This window comes from Streptomyces sp. NPDC046261, from assembly GCF_040646235.1.
Lineage (GTDB): Bacteria > Actinomycetota > Actinomycetes > Streptomycetales > Streptomycetaceae > Streptomyces.
Window position 1 is genome coordinate 159,801 of record NZ_JBEYZU010000003.1, and the last position, 15,671, is coordinate 175,471.

The 15,671-nt window shown below is 70.9% G+C and carries 12 protein-coding genes and 2 pseudogenes; 11 read left to right on the plus strand and 3 right to left on the minus strand.

Features of this window, described 5'->3' with window-relative positions; all coding sequences use genetic code 11:
• Window positions 1–608 precede the first annotated feature (608 nt).
• The 6 genes from ABZ956_RS07565 (at window position 609) to ABZ956_RS07590 (ending at window position 7,681) form a co-directional block, all read left to right on the plus strand.
• Window positions 609–2,126: an MFS transporter gene (locus ABZ956_RS07565; RefSeq protein WP_361888405.1), complete on the plus strand. Its 1,518-nt coding sequence runs from the start codon at window positions 609–611 to the stop codon at window positions 2,124–2,126.
• Window positions 2,127–2,483: 357 nt separating this feature from the next.
• On the plus strand, window positions 2,484–3,530 hold the full coding sequence (locus tag ABZ956_RS07570; RefSeq protein WP_361888407.1) for a pyridoxal-phosphate dependent enzyme: 1,047 nt from the start codon (window positions 2,484–2,486) through the stop codon (window positions 3,528–3,530).
• On the plus strand, window positions 3,530–4,456 hold the full coding sequence (locus tag ABZ956_RS07575; RefSeq protein ID WP_361888410.1) for a diiron oxygenase: 927 nt from the start codon (window positions 3,530–3,532) through the stop codon (window positions 4,454–4,456). The genes ABZ956_RS07570 and ABZ956_RS07575 overlap by 1 nt, the downstream gene beginning before the upstream one ends.
• A gap of 88 nt (window positions 4,457–4,544) precedes the next feature.
• The gene (locus ABZ956_RS07580; RefSeq protein ID WP_361888412.1) at window positions 4,545–5,504 is read left to right on the plus strand and encodes an ornithine carbamoyltransferase; all 960 of its coding nucleotides are present in this window, start codon (window positions 4,545–4,547) and stop codon (window positions 5,502–5,504) included.
• A gap of 53 nt (window positions 5,505–5,557) precedes the next feature.
• Complete coding sequence (locus ABZ956_RS07585; RefSeq protein ID WP_361888414.1) at window positions 5,558–6,481, plus strand: methyltransferase domain-containing protein; 924 nt, start codon at window positions 5,558–5,560, stop codon at window positions 6,479–6,481.
• Between the two features lie 30 nt (window positions 6,482–6,511).
• The gene (locus ABZ956_RS07590) at window positions 6,512–7,681 is read left to right on the plus strand and encodes a hypothetical protein (RefSeq protein ID WP_361888417.1); all 1,170 of its coding nucleotides are present in this window, start codon (window positions 6,512–6,514) and stop codon (window positions 7,679–7,681) included.
• Here the strand turns inward: ABZ956_RS07590 and thpD are convergent.
• Window positions 7,638–8,582 carry an ectoine hydroxylase gene (thpD, locus tag ABZ956_RS07595; protein WP_361888420.1) on the minus strand — a complete coding sequence of 315 codons (945 nt, stop codon included), beginning with the start codon at window positions 8,580–8,582 and terminating at the stop codon, window positions 7,638–7,640. The two genes, ABZ956_RS07590 and thpD, sit on opposite strands and share 44 nt — an antisense overlap.
• A gap of 248 nt (window positions 8,583–8,830) precedes the next feature.
• On the opposite strand from thpD, the gene ABZ956_RS07600 reads away from it, so the two are divergent.
• The gene (locus tag ABZ956_RS07600) at window positions 8,831–10,246 is read left to right on the plus strand and encodes an NADP-dependent succinic semialdehyde dehydrogenase (protein WP_361888422.1); all 1,416 of its coding nucleotides are present in this window, start codon (window positions 8,831–8,833) and stop codon (window positions 10,244–10,246) included.
• A gap of 13 nt (window positions 10,247–10,259) precedes the next feature.
• On the opposite strand, the gene dhaK is transcribed toward ABZ956_RS07600, so the two are convergent.
• Window positions 10,260–11,252, minus strand: coding sequence for a dihydroxyacetone kinase subunit DhaK (gene dhaK / locus ABZ956_RS07605; RefSeq protein WP_361888424.1), 993 nt, complete (start codon window positions 11,250–11,252; stop codon window positions 10,260–10,262).
• 452 nt (window positions 11,253–11,704) lie between these two features.
• Between dhaK and ABZ956_RS07610 the strand changes: the two genes are divergently transcribed.
• The 3 genes and pseudogenes from ABZ956_RS07610 to ABZ956_RS07620 all read left to right on the plus strand — a co-directional run.
• Complete coding sequence (locus tag ABZ956_RS07610) at window positions 11,705–12,544, plus strand: DUF317 domain-containing protein (protein ID WP_361889393.1); 840 nt, start codon at window positions 11,705–11,707, stop codon at window positions 12,542–12,544.
• Between the two features lie 168 nt (window positions 12,545–12,712).
• Window positions 12,713–13,813, plus strand: a complete 1,101-nt coding sequence (locus ABZ956_RS07615) for an RICIN domain-containing protein (protein ID WP_361888427.1) — start codon at window positions 12,713–12,715, stop codon at window positions 13,811–13,813.
• A gap of 318 nt (window positions 13,814–14,131) precedes the next feature.
• A pseudogene (locus ABZ956_RS07620) lies at window positions 14,132–14,862 on the plus strand (IS5 family transposase); the annotation flags it as partial.
• A 12-nt stretch (window positions 14,863–14,874) separates the two neighbouring features.
• Here ABZ956_RS07620 and ABZ956_RS07625 read toward each other — a convergent pair.
• Window positions 14,875–14,982, minus strand: a pseudogene (locus ABZ956_RS07625) (DUF664 domain-containing protein); the annotation flags it as partial.
• Window positions 14,983–15,028: 46 nt separating this feature from the next.
• Here ABZ956_RS07625 and ABZ956_RS07630 point away from each other — a divergent pair.
• Window positions 15,029–15,259: a DUF317 domain-containing protein gene (locus tag ABZ956_RS07630; protein ID WP_361888430.1), complete on the plus strand. Its 231-nt coding sequence runs from the start codon at window positions 15,029–15,031 to the stop codon at window positions 15,257–15,259.
• Window positions 15,260–15,671: the final 412 nt, after the last annotated feature.

The window sequence follows — 15,671 nt, forward strand, 5'->3', positions numbered from 1 at the left end:
TTGATGATGAATCGACTTGTCGCCTGCTGTGGGGGCGCCCTTTCATCATCTTCCCGGACATATAAGCGGGCGAATGGACAGAGCGCATACATCCGCCATTTGATGACAAGTCGACAGAGGCGGTCTTGTGCCATGTGCACGTCTCGGAGCCGCCCGGTTCGTCAAGGGGTGCTCGGAGGTCCGTTCGTCAGCACGGTCGTTCCAGCGCTCGAAGAAACAACCGGAAGTAATTCGGTGCCACCGCTTCGATCCCCATGGTGATACCGCACGTCTACCCGCACTGTTGGGAAAGAGGTTGCTTTGCTAAAGTGTCCTCTGCTCATCTTCCGAGAGCAATCGGGGGTCAGTGAGGATGCACCGCAAAAGCATATGATCGACCGCCCACTCAAAAGTCAGCGTGTGCGGCCGTTCCTGCGAACGGACAAGCGAGCCGACGAGCTGGACGCCGGGGCGCTCTGACCCTTGATCAGGCTTCTGATCAGGAAGAAGCCTGAGGTCGCACCGGTCGCCGTCCCTGCCGCTTGGCGCACCGTCAAACCCCCCGGCCGTATGGCGCGCCCTTGGTTCCAGGGTGTTCTCGCCTGCCCGGGCTGGATTCAGGAACGCGCATGAGAAACATTCGGGCGACCCGCGAGTTCCCGCTCGCATTGCGATTGCTATTGTTCAACCAGTTTGGGATCGACATTGGGTTCTATCTCCTGATGCCGTTTCTGGCGGCATATCTGGAGCAGGGCCTGGGTATGTCGGCCGCGCTCGTCGGTCTGGTGCTCGGGGCGCGGAATCTCAGCCAGCAGGGCCTGTTCATCCTCGGTGGCTCCGCGGCCGACCGGCTGGGGCCGCGCGTGGTGATCATCACCGGGTGCGCGCTGCGGACCGTGGGCTTCGCCCTCTTCGCCTTCGGGAGCTCGCTGTGGTTGCTGCTGTGCGCCTCCGTGCTCACCGGCCTGGCCGCGGCGCTGTTCTACCCGGCCGTACGCACCTACGTCGCGCTGGAGTCGGGTGAACGCAAGGCCGAGGCCTTCGCACTCCTCAACGTCTACGCCACCAGCGGATCCCTCATGGGGCTCCTCCTGGGCAGCGTGCTGTTCCTCGCCGACTTCCGGCTGTGCGCCGTGGTGGCCGCCGCGGTCTTCGGGGTGCTGACGGTCGCCCAGGCGATGGTCCTGACCAAGCGCGAGGTGGCGCCGCGCGGCCCCTCCGCCACGGTCCTGGCGGACTGGCGGGAGGCGTGCTGCAACCGCCGGTTCCTGCTGTTCTCCCTCGCCACCACCGGCATGTTCACCATGGAGAACCAGCTCTACCTGCTCCTGCCCGAAGGGGCGCTGGACGCCTCCGGCTGGAAGGGCGCGGCAGGCGTGCTGCTGGCCGCGGGCGCCATCGCCAACATGATGTTCCAGCTGCGCATCACCAGAGCCCTGGAACGCAACGGCGGCGGCACCCGGTGGGTGAGCTCGGGGCTCGTGGTCATGGGCTTGAGTTTCCTGCCCCCGCTGCTCGTCTGCGGCAGTGAGCCGCCGGGCAGCACGAGCGAGACGATGGCACGCACGCTCGTCATGGTGACCGGCTCCGTCCTGCTCTTCTTCGGCATCATGGTCGCCCACCCGACGGTGATGGAGATGGTCCCGCAGTTCGGCCGCGACAGCCTGACCGGTACGTACTTCGGGCTGTTCTACGTCTTCTCCGGGATCGCCGCCACCGGCGGCAACGCCGTGGTCGGCCGGGCCATGGACATCGGCAAACAGGCCGGCCTCTACTGGCTGCCCTGGGTGTGCTGCCTGTCCTTCGGGCTGGCATCGGCCGGCGCCGTGGCCATGCTCTACCGCACCCGGATGCTGCCCGGCGTGCCCGTGCCGTCCGGTGCGCCGGTGGCCGAGGGCCCGGTGGTGGGCACGGCGACGACGGTTACCGCGATGGGCACCGCGGTCGTCAAGCGGGCGGCGGCCCCCGTCGTCCCGATGGCTCCCGCGACACCGGGGACCCCCTCGACGGCGAAGGCCCCCCAGCGCCCCACGCCCGCCCTGGAGTCGGCGGCGAACGCGAGCGAGGGCCTCAGGCCCCAGGACCCGGCCCGGCTGCCCGGCCCGGCCAGAGCCGCCGACGACGCCTCGGACCAGCCGCCCCGCTGACGGCGGCGCCCGCGGCGGCCCGCACCGCGCACGGCGGCCCCGGCCGCCGGCGCCCTCCCGGGAGATCCGGCCACGGAAAGGACCACGCGGCGCGTGGTCGCCGGACTCCCGGGCCGTCGGCGAAAGGCGCTGACTTCCCTTCCAGGGCAGGCAATTATGCGGCTGTCATGGCCTCCTCCCCGGTGAACGTGGCGCGTTCACTACCTTGCAGTAGGCGCGGCTTCGCCCATAAATTCGAAGATCCGGGGACAAGTTTTCCCGGGTCGGCGAAGGGGCCGGTGCCGGGCAGTCTCGGGAGGCGTCTTGGTGGGTCGTGCGGACGGGCCCGCGAATCCGCCGGGGGAAGGCGGATCTCCGGTGCCGCTCACCCCGGTCATCGCCTTACAGCTGTCCGTCGACGGATGTCCGGCCACCTTGTGGCTCAAATTGGAGTCACACAATCCGCACGGTTCCGTGAAAGGCCGTACGGCGCTCGCCCTCTGGCAGGACGTCGCCGCCCGGGTGGACCCGGAATTCGGCATCATCGAATCGACCTCGGGCAATCTCGGCCTCGCCCTCGCCGCCGTCGCGGCGGCCAACGGGGTGCCGTTCACCGCTGTCGTGGACCCCCGGAGCAGCGCCTCGCTCGTGGACGCCGTACGCGCGCTCGACGCACGCGTGGTCACCGTCGACGAGCCCGACGGAGCGGGCGGCTACCAGCTGAGCAGGCTCGCCCACATCCGGCACCGGCTGGCCGCCCAGCCCCGGCTGGTCTGGCCCGATCAGTACGCCAACCCGGCCAGCCCCGCCGTGCACACCCGCGAGACCGCTCCCGAGCTACGCGCGCAGATCCCGCGGCGGCCCACCAGCGTCCTGGTGGCGGTCTCCACGGGCGGCACCCTGGCGGGCTTCCGCGACTACGCGCGGGCGGCCCGGCCCGACTGGGAGCTGGTCGGCGTCGACGTCGTCGGCTCGGCGGCCCTCGGCGCCGCACCCGGCAGACGCGTCCTGTCCGGCATCGGCGCGAGCCGCCGCTCGGCGTTCCTGCCCGAGGGCCACCGCCCCACCGTCCGGGTCACCCCGCAGGAGGCGGTCAGCGCCTGCCTGTGGCTCGCGAAGTCCACCGGCATAGGGGTCGGCGGCAGTTCGGGCGCGCTGATCGCGACGGCTCTGCGGCTCTTCCGGGCACCCTCCCGGCGCACCAGCGTGGCCTGCCTGTGCCCCGACGGCGCCGACCGCTACCTCGACAGCGTGTACTCGGCCTCCTGGCGCGACCGCCAGGGTTTGGACCCCGTGGACGTGGGCCGGGGCGTCGAGATCATCGCCGTGCGCCGTCCGCCCCACCACCTGTCCGCCCCGGGCGCGGCCCGGTCCGCCGCCCGCCGGGCGCCCGCACCGGGCGACCCCCTGAAGGGACGGTCGTGATGACCGCGTCCGAACCCCGTCGCGAGTGGGACGAACGAGCCGGCGTGCGCGCCTGTCCGCGCCGTGTGCTCGGTGACGAACTGGAGCGCGGACAGCTGTTCTTCCCGCCCGCGCTCGTCCCCTACCTCGAGCATCCGCTGGTGCGCGCCCTGCCCGCCGAGCGGCAGCGGGCCCTGCTCGCCCGGCACCTCTACCACTACCTGGGATTCACCGCGCAGTTCGAGACCCGCGTGGTCAACCGGGCCACCGAACGCATCGCCGGCGGCCGCAGCGGACTGCGGGCCCCCACCGCGACCCGCCTCGACGCCTACCGCATCTACGTCGACGAGGGCTACCACTCCCTGTACAGCATCGACGTCATCGACCAGGTCTCCCGGGCATCGCGCATCGCCCCCGTGCCGTATGACTTCGGGCCCTTCCTGACCCGGCTGGACGCGGTGGGGGAGCGGGCCCTGCCGGACGAGGGTCCACTCGCCCAGCTCCTTCAGGTCGTGGTCTTCGAGACGCTGATCACGGCGATCCTCAACGACGTGCCCAAGGACCCCCGCGTCCTGACGGTCGTCCGCGACATCGTCCGCGACCACGCGCGGGACGAGGGCTGGCACCACACCTTCTTCGCCGCGCTCTTCCGCGAGCTGTGGGCCCAGCAGTCCGCCGCCCTGCGCGGCCGCGTCGCCCGCTGCCTGCCCGATCTGATCCGCTCCAGCCTGCTGCCCGACCTGCGCCCGGTACGGGCCTCGCTGGCCACGGCCGGTCTCGGCCCGGCCGCCGTGGCCCAGGTCGTGGCGGACTCCTATCCGGCGCGGCGGGTCGACGAGGACATCAGGAGGGCATCCCGGCACGCCGTACGACTGTTCCAGGAGACCGGGGTGCTGGACGTGCCCGGCGGCCGGGACGCCTTCGCCACGGCCGAGTTGCTGCGCTGAGAAGCGGACCCGGGCCGGCCCGCGCCGGCCCGCCACGGGGTGCGGCCAGGTGCCGGGCCCTCCACCCGAACCGAAAAGTGAGGTTTCGATGGGCGACACCCCGATCCCGCGAGGCCCCGGTCAGGAGTACGGCCTGTTCTCGCTGGCCGAGCTGCCACCCCCGATCGTCACCGGCCTCACCGCGCGCTCGGTCGAGCTGTTCCACGACGCCAGGGCCCACGACCGCCCCCTGGACGGCCAGGCGGCGGGCGTGCTGTTCACCAGGTCCTCGACCCGCACCCGTACCGCCTTCACCGTCGGCGCCATCCGGCTCGGCGCCGCCCCCGTCGCCTTCGGCCCCGGCGACCTGCAGGTGACCTCCGGGGAATCGGTCGCCGACACCGGGCGCGTCCTCGGCTCGATGCTCGACCTCCTCATCGCCCGCACCGCCGGCCCCCTCGACGAACTGCGGCAGCTCTCCCGCCAGGGCGGACTGCCGGTCATCAACGCCATGGCGGCGCAGGAACACCCCAGCCAGGGCATATGCGACCTGGCCACCCTCGCCCTCACCTTCGGCGACCTCACCGGCATCCGGGTGCTCTACGTCGGCGAGGGCAACAACACCGCCGTCGCCCTCGCCCACGGCCTCGCCGCCGTCCCCGGCGCCCACGTCACCTTCGCCACCCCGGCCGGGTACGGCCTGCCCCGGGACGAACTGCGGACGGCCGAGCGCCGGGCGGGCACCGTCGGCGCGGTCGTCGAGCAGATACACGCCCTCGACCCCGCCCCGGGCGACGTGGACGTCGTCTACACCACCCGCTGGCAGACCACCGGCACGGTCAAGGACGACCCCGGCTGGAGGGAGGTGTTCCGCCCGTTCCACGTGGACGAGGCGCTGCTGGAGCGCTGGCCCCGGGCGTCGTTCATGCACGACCTGCCCGCCCACCGGGGCGACGAGGTCGCCGGCCGCGTGCTGGACGGCCCCCGGTCGCTGGCCTGGACCCAGGCGGCCATGAAGCTCTCCAGCGCCATGGCGGTGCTGGAGTGGGCCGCCGCGCCGCACGGCTGACACCCCCGAGCCCGCCGACCGAGCCCGTACCGCCCTCACCGACAGGGGTCCTCATGCCGAACGTCTCCCGCGTCCTCGCCTACGAGCACCTGACCGGGGCCGACTTCGTCCCGCCCACCAGCCCGCAGGTCTTCTTCGAACCGGCCGACACCGAGATCGGCGTCTGGGTGGCCCAGGACCTGTTCACGGAGGGCTGTTCCGTGCTCGACCTGGGGTCGGGCAGCGGCGCGGCGGCCGCCGCGATGGCCCGCGCCGGGGCGGCCCGCGTCCACGGAGTCGACTCGGGCGCGGAGACGGTCGCCTGGGCGCGCGAGCACTACGCCTCCCGCGACGGCGACGGCCGCGTCACCATCGCCCGGGGCGACTTCGCACGCATGACCACCGGCGAACTCCTGGCCACCGCCCCCACCCCGCTGCCCCGGCCGCTGGTGGTCACCAGCAACCCGCCCTACGTCCCGCTCACCCCGCCGGCCGACGCGCGGCGCCGCTCCATCAGCGGGGGCACCGACGGACTGAAGTGGGCTCCGGCGATCATCGGGCACGGCCGGGCGCTCCGCAGCGACCTGGGACTGACGATCGGCAGCTACTCCACGCCCCGCAAGGCCGTCCAGCTGCTGGAGGCGGCCGGCTACCGCGTGCACGCCGTCACGCTCTGCCCGCTGCCGCTGGGCGAGTTCACCCTGGCCCACATGGAGCAGGTGCTCGCCCTGGAAGAGGCGGGCGAGGCGGTCCTGTGGCGCGCCGGGAACGGCGTGCCCGCCTACTTCATCGTCGGCCTGGCCTGCCGCTGGACGGGGCCGGGCACGGCCACGGCGCACGACCGGCTCTCCGGGGACGGGCTGCTCGGGCTGCTGCGCATCGCCGCCCGCTCGCGCACCTCCCGCCTGGAGGCCCTGGACGGACCGCGCCCGGACGGCTGGACGGGACCGCTGCGCGTCCTGGACCTGCCGGCGGCCGCCGTCCGCCACCACTGGTGAGCGAGGGGAGACGAGAAGGAAGTGAGCGACGTGAGCGACGTGAGCGATGTGGACGATGTGGGCGACGTGAGTGACGCAGCGAACCCGGCGCTACCGGCGCTCCCGGCGCTCGTCTCGCCGGTCAGCGTCACAGCCGGCGCCGTGCTGCACAGCGCCGACTTCATCCTCCCCCGGCTGCTGGCCTCCGGCCGCGACCGCGTCGTGCTGTACGCGGGCGTCCAGATCAACGGCACACCCCACCTGGGCACCAACGTCACGCAGACCGCCGCCTTCCTGCTCGCCCAGGCCGCGCGGGAACGGTTCGGGGTACGGGTCCTCCTGCGGTTCGGGGCCCTGGACAACTCCCCGTACGAGGTACGCACCTGCCCGGAGACCGGCAGCCTCTACGAGCGCTCCTTCGGGTACGTCCTCGGCGAGGCCCGCGTCGGGGAACTGGTCGGCCGCCACTACGGCGGGCTCTTCGACGAGCTGTCCGCCGCCACCGGCGTCCCCTACGAGGTCCTGACGTACACCGAACAGCAGGCGGGGCGCGCCTTCCGGGAAGAGTTCCTGACGTCACTGGGCCTGATGGACACCCTGCGCCGGACGCTCGCCCCCTCCACCGGCACGGTGCCGGTGAACTTCCCCTGCCCGCGGTGCGGCTGGGCGCAGAAGCACGGCGAACAGACCGAGCTGCTCTCGGCCGGCGCCCGGGAGGCGCTCTTCGCGGCGGTCTGCCTCGAGCACGGCAAGTACCTGGTGGACGTCGCGCCGGGGACGGACGCCTTCATAGGGCTGACGACCCTGCACCGCAACCTCCTCAAGGAGCGCGTGGCCGCCCGCGACGACGCGCTGCCCGTGATCGTCAAAGGGGCGGACTGGGCACCGGGCTGCCGCCTCCTGGACGAGGCGTTCCTGTCCTACCAGGGGGCCCTGCCGCCGCCGCGCGTCTTCACGCCGGTGGTGCTCTCCGACTCCGGCGCCAAGCTGTCCAAGACGCTCATCCGGCAGGGCACGGCCGACCTGTCGGAGGGGACCGAGCCCTGGATGCTGGACGCCTCGGCGTGGCCCGGCTCGCAGCGGGAGTACGCGCGGCTGCTGCTCGGCCTCGTGGGGCGCATGCTCGGCGAGCCGCGCCACTTCGAGCGCGGCTATACGACGCGGGAGGTGGCCCGCCTCATCGGCCGCCGGCTCCCGGGCCCGTCCGGGGGATCGGGATGACCTCGCGGTTGGCCAGGTAGCGGGGGCGCGGCTGGGGGGCCGCGTACGGGGCGCCGAGGGGATTGCGCACGCTGTTGTAGACCACGAAGAGGTTGGTGCGCGGGAAGGGCGAGACGTTTCCGCTCGAGGCGTGCAGGCAGTTGCAGTCGAACATGACGGCCGACCCGGGCGCCCCGGTGAACTGCCGGATGCCGTGCCGCCCGGCGAGGGCCGTCACGCCCGCCCGGTCGGCAGGGCCGGCCGGCAGGTTCTTCCCCAGCAGTGACAGCTTGTGGAAATCGGCGGGCGTCTCACCGACCGACGGGACGAACGTCCGGTGCGACCCCGGGATGATCATCAGGGGGCCGTTGAACGGCATGTTCCCGGTGAGCGCGATGGACAGGCTCAGCGCCCGGGGCGCGGGCATGCCGTCCTCGGCATGCCAGGTCTCGAAGTCGGAGTGCCAGCCGAACGCCGAACCCCCGAAGGCCGCTTTGTAGTTCACTCTGCTCTGGTGGATGTACACCTCGGAACCGAGGACCTGGCGCGCCAGGCCGACGAGCGGCTCGGAGCGGAGGACGGCGGCGAACACCTCGGACAGCTCGTGCACCTCGAAGAGCGAACGGATGCCGTCGGAGTCGGGCTCCCTCACCAAGCGCTCGGTGCCGCGCAGAGAGTCGTCCGCGGCCATCCGCCCGGCTTCCGCGCGGCACCGCGCGGCCTGCTCCCCGGTCAGCAGCACGTCCGCGTCGAAGGACAGAAAGCCGTCACGCTCGTACGCCGCCAGCCGCCCCGCGTCCAGCGGACCGTCCGTACCGTCCCCCCAGACGACCGGGTGGCTCCGCTCGACCGGGACCGACTCGGTGACACAGCGGGTGGGGTACGGATCGTGCGCGGTGCCGGACGCGGGGGAGGAGGACATCGCCGCCACTCCAGAAGCATCGGGGACACGGGACGAACGGGTGCTGTCAGGGGCACCGGGGAGTTCGGCTCGGCCGGCTAGGCCATTCGGTGCTCCCCGTGGGCGAGGGAATTGGATCACCCAAGGTGAGAACCAGCATACCCAGCGTGGCGCCCGGCGCTACCCCGACTGTCTCCTCGAAGGCCGGGGCCGGGCCGCGGCCGGCCATACGTCTTGCGCGGCGGGGCCCGGCGCCGCAGAGTCGAGGCATGCCCATCGCAACGGTGAACCCAGCGAACGGCGAGACGCTCAAGACCTTCGACGCACTCGGCCCGGAGGAGATCGAGCGACGCCTGGCCACGGCCGCGGCGGCCTTCCGGCGCCACCGCACCACGGACTTCGCCGAACGGGCGCGGCTGCTCGGCCGCGCCGCCGACCTCCTGGACGACGACCGGGACGACATCGCCCGCACCATGACGACCGAGATGGGCAAGCCCCTGGCCGCGGCCCGCGCGGAGGCGGCGAAGTGCGCGAAGGCGATGCGCTGGTACGCCGGAAACGCCGAGCGGCTGCTGGCCGACGAGGTGCCGCCGGAGGCGGAGGTGAAGGACTCCGGGGCGGCGCACGCCCGCGTGCACTACCGCCCGATGGGGGTGATCCTCGCCGTCATGCCGTGGAACTTCCCCCTGTGGCAGGTCGTCCGCTTCGCGGCGCCCGCCCTCATGGCCGGCAACGTCGGCCTGCTCAAACACGCCTCGAACGTGCCGCAGACCGCGCTGTACCTCGAGGACCTCTTCCGCAGGGCGGGGTTCGCCGAAGGCTGTTTCCAGACCCTGCTCGTGGGCTCCGGGGCCGTCGAATCCATCCTGCGCGACCCCCGGGTCGCCGCGGCCACCCTCACCGGCAGCGAACCGGCGGGCCGCTCGGTCGCGGCCGTCGCCGGCGACGAGGTGAAGAAGACGGTCCTGGAGCTGGGCGGCAGCGACCCCTATGTGGTGATGCCCTCGGCCGACGTCGCCCGCGCGGTGCGCACCGCCGTGACGGCCCGGGTCCAGAACAACGGCCAGTCCTGCATCGCGGCCAAGCGCTTCATCGTGCACGCCGACGTCTACGACACCTTCGCCGAGCGCTTCACGGCCCTGATGGCGGGGCTGACGGTCGGCGACCCCATGGCGGAGTCCACGGACGTCGGCCCCCTCGCCACGGAACGGGGCCGCGCCGACCTGGAGGAGCTCGTCGACGACGCCGTGCGCCGGGGCGCGACCGCCCTGTGCGGCGGCCGCCGCCCCACCGATCCCGCCGAGCTGACCCGGGGCTGGTACTACGAGCCGACCGTCCTGGCCGGCATCACCCCGGGCATGCGCATCCACCACGAGGAGGCATTCGGCCCGGTGGCGTCGCTGTACCGCGTGCGCGACCTGGACGAGGCGGTCGAGCTGGCCAACGACTCACCCTTCGGCCTCAGTTCCAACGTCTGGACGCGGGACGAGGACGAACAGCGCCGCTTCGTACGGGACATGGAGGCCGGCGGCGTCTTCTTCAACGGCATGACGGCCTCCCACCCGGCACTGCCCTTCGGCGGCGTGAAGCGGTCCGGCTACGGCCGTGAGCTGTCCGGCCACGGCATCCGCGAGTTCTGCAACGTCACGACCGTCTGGCACGGCGCGGAGCCGGGCGCGGGCTAGCGGGCCGGGGGCGTCACCGCCCCCAGCGCAGCCCCGGGGTCTGCACGGGGGCGTCGTACAGGCGCAGCATCTCGTCGTCCACCTCGCACAGGGTCACCGAGGCGCCCGCCATGTCGAGCGAGGTCACGTAGTTGCCCACGAGCGAGCGCGCGACCGGCACGCCGCGCTCGCGCAGCACGCGGTGCACCTCCGCGGTGAAGCCGTAGAGCTCCAGCAGCGGCGTCCCGCCGGCCCCGTTGACCAGCACCAGCACCGGCCCACTCGGCCGGAGGTCCTCCAGCACCGCGTGCACGGCGAAGTCGGCGATCTCCCCCGACGTCATCATCGCCCGCCGCTCCCTGCCGGGCTCGCCGTGGATGCCCACGCCCAACTCCAGCTCGCCCGCGGGCAGGTCGAAGGTCGGTCCGCCCTTGGCCGGGGTCGTGCAGGAGGCCAGGGCGACCCCGAAGCTCCGCGAGGCCTCGTTCACCCGGCGCGCGATGGCCTCCACGCGCTCCAGCGGCGCACCGCCTTCGGCCGCGGCGCCCGCGATCTTCTCCACGAAGAGGGTGGCCCCGGTCCCGCGCCGGCCCGCCGTGTAGAGGCTGTCGGTCACGGCGACGTCGTCGTTGACCAGCACGCTGGCGACCTGGATGCCCTCGTCCTCGGCGAGTTCGGCGGCCATGTTGAAGTTCAGCACGTCGCCCGTGTAGTTCTTCACGATGAACAGCACACCGGCGCCGCTGTCCACGGCCGCCGCCGCGCGCACCATCTGATCGGGCACGGGCGAGGTGAACACCTCCCCGGGACACGCCGCGTCCAGCATCCCCACCCCCACGAACCCCCCGTGCAACGGCTCATGCCCGGACCCCCCACCCGACACCAGCCCCACCTTCCCCGCCACAGGCGCGTCCCGCCGCACCACGACACGACGCTCCACATCGACCGACAGCTCGGGATGCGCGGCGGCCATCCCCCGCAGGGCGTCGGCCACGACGGTTTCGGGGACGTTGATGAGCATTTTCACGGGGGGCTCCTTCAGTGACGGACGGTTAGGCAGTTGACGTGCATTTCCGCAGGTCAGCGGCGGGGGAGAGGGAAATCGATCTTGGCGGTCTCTGGCGGTCGGTAGCGGTCTGTGGCGGTGCTGATGCTGACCTAATGCTGACTTTTCTGATGGGCTATCAGCTGAATGGCAAAGCTACTCAGAGTGATGTGCCCAGGGTACTGAAGCTGGCGCGCTGAGAAACTTTGGTGTCGCAGGAGTCGAGCCCCCATCGGGTGGAGACCTCCCTGATTGCTGTGACACCGCCCGCCCTGCTCGGCCACGTCATCACCGCTTGTGCCGTCCTCCAAGCCCTCGGCCTGGCCGTCGCCTTCACCCGGCTGCGCCCCCCCCCGCCGCCCGTACCGCTGTCCGCTGACCTCCGTCCCGCGAGAACCCCCGTCGCCCTTGCCCGACCTTCATCGGATGTGCCTATGCCCGACCCCGACTCGATCGACGGGGACGTCTACGTCTTCCCGCGCTACCTCGCCGGCAGCACCTTCACCGGCGACGCCGCCCTCGCGCCGCTGCTCGCCATCGGCTGGAATCTGCAGCACGACGACCTCGGAAACGTCTACGTCACCGCCCCCGACCGCAAGGTCCGCCTCGGCTACCTACCCGAGGGCGAGGACGACGGCCTGTGGCGAATCACCGCCTACACCGACCCGTTCGCCCAGCCGCACTGGGGCGTGTGTTTCAACGACATGGTGGCCCCCACCGAGTTCGTCACAGCGTTCACCACGGCTCTCGCCCAGGCGTATACCGAGGGCCCGCATGCCTACGTGACCGGCCCGGAGGGCAGCGGCCCGGACCTGTCCGCGTTCAACGCTGTGGTGCCGCTCATCAATCGCGACCTGGGCGAGCAGGGCGCGCGCCTCGTCGAGCAGCACCGCCCCCACCGACGTGAGCGTGACACCGGCCGGCGACCGGGCAAACAGCGAGGCGCCGAGCTCGGTCTCCAGCTGCTAAACGATGAGCCGTTACGCCACCGAGCCCGCCCTTCGCGCGGCATCGCGCCCTGGCTGGCCCTGGCCCTGGATGTGGCCATCGGGCAGGGCCAGCGACCCCGGAGTTCGTACCGAATCGGCGTTCTTGAGGCGGCGCCAGCCTGCCGCTGGCGAGGTGCGCCACCGTTGTTCATACTTGGTGGGCAAGGCGACGACCCATGCCGATCGTGCGCGGCCCGCTCGAATGCGGATTCCTGCATACATACAGACAGCAGTGACCCGTCGAGGCGGGCGGAAGTCTCCGAATCGCGGCCGGGTACCCCCTGACAAGCCGGCGCGCTCATGGCGTGCACGCACATCAGGGCAGGTCAACAGGGCGTGCGTGCCGTTCGGTGCAGACAGGGACGCCATTGCTTCACTGTCCGGGGCGAAAGGAAACTGCGTCCGCTCTGTAAAAAAGCCAAAAGACGCCGCACTTTCATGAAGGCGTGCAGTATGAACAAGAATCGATCCTTTTTGCGGAAAACCATGCCACGGCTGGCCCTGCTGACCGCGCTTCTTATGGGGCTCGGTCTGCTGGCGCCAGGCCCGGCCAGAGCCGGCCACATCGGCCTCGTCATCCACAACCAAGGTTCCGGACTCGTGGTGGACGTCATAGGCGCGCGACCGGATAGCGGCCAACAGACCACCATTTGGCAGCAGAAGGACACCGCGAACCAACAATTCCAATTCGTTGACGCGGGCGGCGGGAAAGGGTACAAGATCGTCGCGCGGCATTCAGGAAAGTGCCTGGACGTCTCCGGCTGGTCCAAAGCCGACGGGGCGCGCATCATCCAATGGGACTGCCATGGCGGCGCCAATCAGCTCTGGGAGTTCGTGGACATAGGAGACCCAAAAACCTGTCCGCCTGGGTCCGGCGGTTGCGCTGAAAACGTTGTGGGATACCAGATCCGCTCGAAACACAGCGGTAAATGCCTCGACGCAGGAAACGGTGACTTCCCCAGTCCTCCCAAGCAAGGTGCTGTCCTGCAACAATGGACATGCGCCGGAACCACTGGTGACCCCTGGTGGGTCAACCAAGCGTGGAGCTGGGAGGTCAACCGCGGACACGCTGGCGCATACTCCGAACCTCGCACCCTCCCGCCGATGCCTCCCGAGGCGAAACAATTGGCCGACCAGGTCATCCAGGCCCGACGCTCCGAGGCCAAGTGCACCGATCCGAGTGTGCGCATCGACCCCCGGCTCAGCGAAGTGGCACGTAAACACAGCGCGGACCTGGCCATCAACTACGCCAAACTCATCGACGCGTACCCCAAGGGGAGTTCCACTCGGGGCCACATAGGCTCGGACAACACGATGCCCGCCGATCGAATTCGAGCAGAAGGTTTCATTCCTGCACAGCGCCCCGAGAACTGGAGCCTCGGCACCAACCAGACCTACGCCCAAGCGATGGACAACTGGTTGCACCACGACGAAGCATCCAACTGGGGACATCGCCATGCGATCCTCGACTGCAGGTACAAGGTGCTCGGTGTGGGCAAGGCCAACGGTCACAACTCTCGCGTCTACTGGACGCAAAACTTTGCCCTCGGGTGACATAGACCTTCCTGGTCGGTTCGTTCTCGCTTCCGCCGTCACCCATGTCACGGGGCGTCGGTGGCGGGGTGGCGAGGCGGGGGGTGTATGCGGTGAGGACGGCCGTCCGTGGGACGGTGGCGGAGTCGGCGCCGGCAGGAGTGCCGTGCGCTCGGAGCGCCGTCGAGCAGGTCCTCAACTCGGGCCCGCTGTTCGTCGACCATGCGGTGCACGACAGGCTGCCACGGGCGGGCCACCGGGGCCACCGGCCCGAGGAGAGCGCGCAGTTCGGCCGGCGTGGGCCTCTCGGCCGGTTTCTTGGCGAGGCAGCGGGCGACGATCCCTGCGCGTTTCGGTAAGTGGAAGACCGTGTACGAGCGGCATCGGCGCTGGTCAGCGGATGGTACGTGGGACAGGCTCTTCGGGGCTGCCCTGGCCGATGCTGACGCGGGAGGCCGCATCGACTGGTCGATGGTGAGCGTGGACTCCACCTCCTGCCGGGCCGACCAACACGCCGCAGGAGCACGCAAGAAGCCCCCGCGATTACCGGGAAAGGACGCACGCCCCGGCAGCACCGCGCCGACGAGGGCCTGGGACGCTCACGGGGCGGCCTGACCTGCAAAATCCACTTCGCCGGTGAGGGCGGATGCCGCCCATTCGCCCTGCTGATCACCCTGGGTCAGTGGGGAGATGCCCCGCAGCTCATCCCGGTCATGGAACGTGTCCGCGTCGCCCGCTTGAACGGCGGGCGCCCCCGGACTCGACCTGATCATCTCGGCGGCGACAAGGCCTACTCCTCCCATCGCAACCGCCGCTACCTGCGACGACGCCAGATCAAGCACACGATCCCCGCGCCGAAGGACCAGCGGGCCAACCGACAACGCAGAGGCAGCAGGGGCGGTCGGCCTGCTGGCTTCAACAAGACGATCTACAAGCGCAGGAACGAGGTGGAGCGGACGATCAATGCCCTCAAGAACTTCCGGGCTGTCGCGACGCGGTTCGACAAACGCGCCTACGTCTTCCACGGCACCGTCACCGTTGTCTTGATCCGTCTCTGGCTCCGGTCGTGATCCACCGAGGACCTAGTAATACCCCTTCGCCCCGTCGAGTAGCTCCCTCACGATGTCCGCATGCCCCGCGTGCCGTCCAGTCTCCTCGACGAGATGGACGAGCATCCAGCGGAGGTTGGCGTTGCCGGAGCGATAGTGGAGTCTCCAGCACCCCCGCTGGGGAGTTGTGAACATCCAGGCGCCCGACGGGATGGCCGGCGTCGAGTACACCACCGGCCGCCTCGACCCGGAGCGAGAGCTCTCCACGCTCGAGGCGCGCTGGCACATGTGGGGCGGCCCGGCCGGCCCCCGCTGGTACGCCACCGCCTCGTCCAACACGCCCGTTCCCCTGGTCACCGCCGTCACCACCTGCGTCTCGGACCCCGCCCGCTCCCACGCTGGCAAGACCAGATGCTGACCTCCCTGCGCGCTGAGGCCCAGCTCACCCCAGTCACGCCGCCGGCACCCCCGTCCCCGACACCGCTGGACATCCAGCGCACCGCCCCTCGCCGCCCACCGGCGCTCGGCACACGCAGCGTTCCACGCTGGAGCACCACCACGCTCCCACCCGCCGCTCCCACAGCCCGTACCGGTCCGCGCCGCTGACTCCCTGCCCACACTTTCGTCCGTACACCAGAAGGCGTCTCCCACCGTGTCCCCGCACGCCCAGCAGTTCTTCACCGAGCTCGCGCTTCCCTTCGACGGCAGCGTCGTCGTCGGCGACTCGTACTACGCGACCCCTGTTTCCGGCTCGCCGCTGCGCCTGAGGATCGACTTCGCACCCACCATCGTCCACCACGAGTACGACGGCCTCCGCCTGCGCGTACTGC

Coding starts and splice junctions, on each gene's coding strand:
- thpD (WP_361888420.1), bottom strand. CDS start 8,582: ATGTCCTCCTCCCCCGCGTCCGGCACCGCGCACGATCCGTACCCCACC.
- ABZ956_RS07600 (WP_361888422.1), top strand. CDS start 8,831: ATGCCCATCGCAACGGTGAACCCAGCGAACGGCGAGACGCTCAAGACC.
- ABZ956_RS07615 (WP_361888427.1), top strand. CDS start 12,713: ATGAACAAGAATCGATCCTTTTTGCGGAAAACCATGCCACGGCTGGCC.
- ABZ956_RS07585 (WP_361888414.1), top strand. CDS start 5,558: ATGCCGAACGTCTCCCGCGTCCTCGCCTACGAGCACCTGACCGGGGCC.
- ABZ956_RS07580 (WP_361888412.1), top strand. CDS start 4,545: ATGGGCGACACCCCGATCCCGCGAGGCCCCGGTCAGGAGTACGGCCTG.
- ABZ956_RS07565 (WP_361888405.1), top strand. CDS start 609: ATGAGAAACATTCGGGCGACCCGCGAGTTCCCGCTCGCATTGCGATTG.
- ABZ956_RS07610 (WP_361889393.1), top strand. CDS start 11,705: ATGCCCGACCCCGACTCGATCGACGGGGACGTCTACGTCTTCCCGCGC.
- ABZ956_RS07575 (WP_361888410.1), top strand. CDS start 3,530: ATGACCGCGTCCGAACCCCGTCGCGAGTGGGACGAACGAGCCGGCGTG.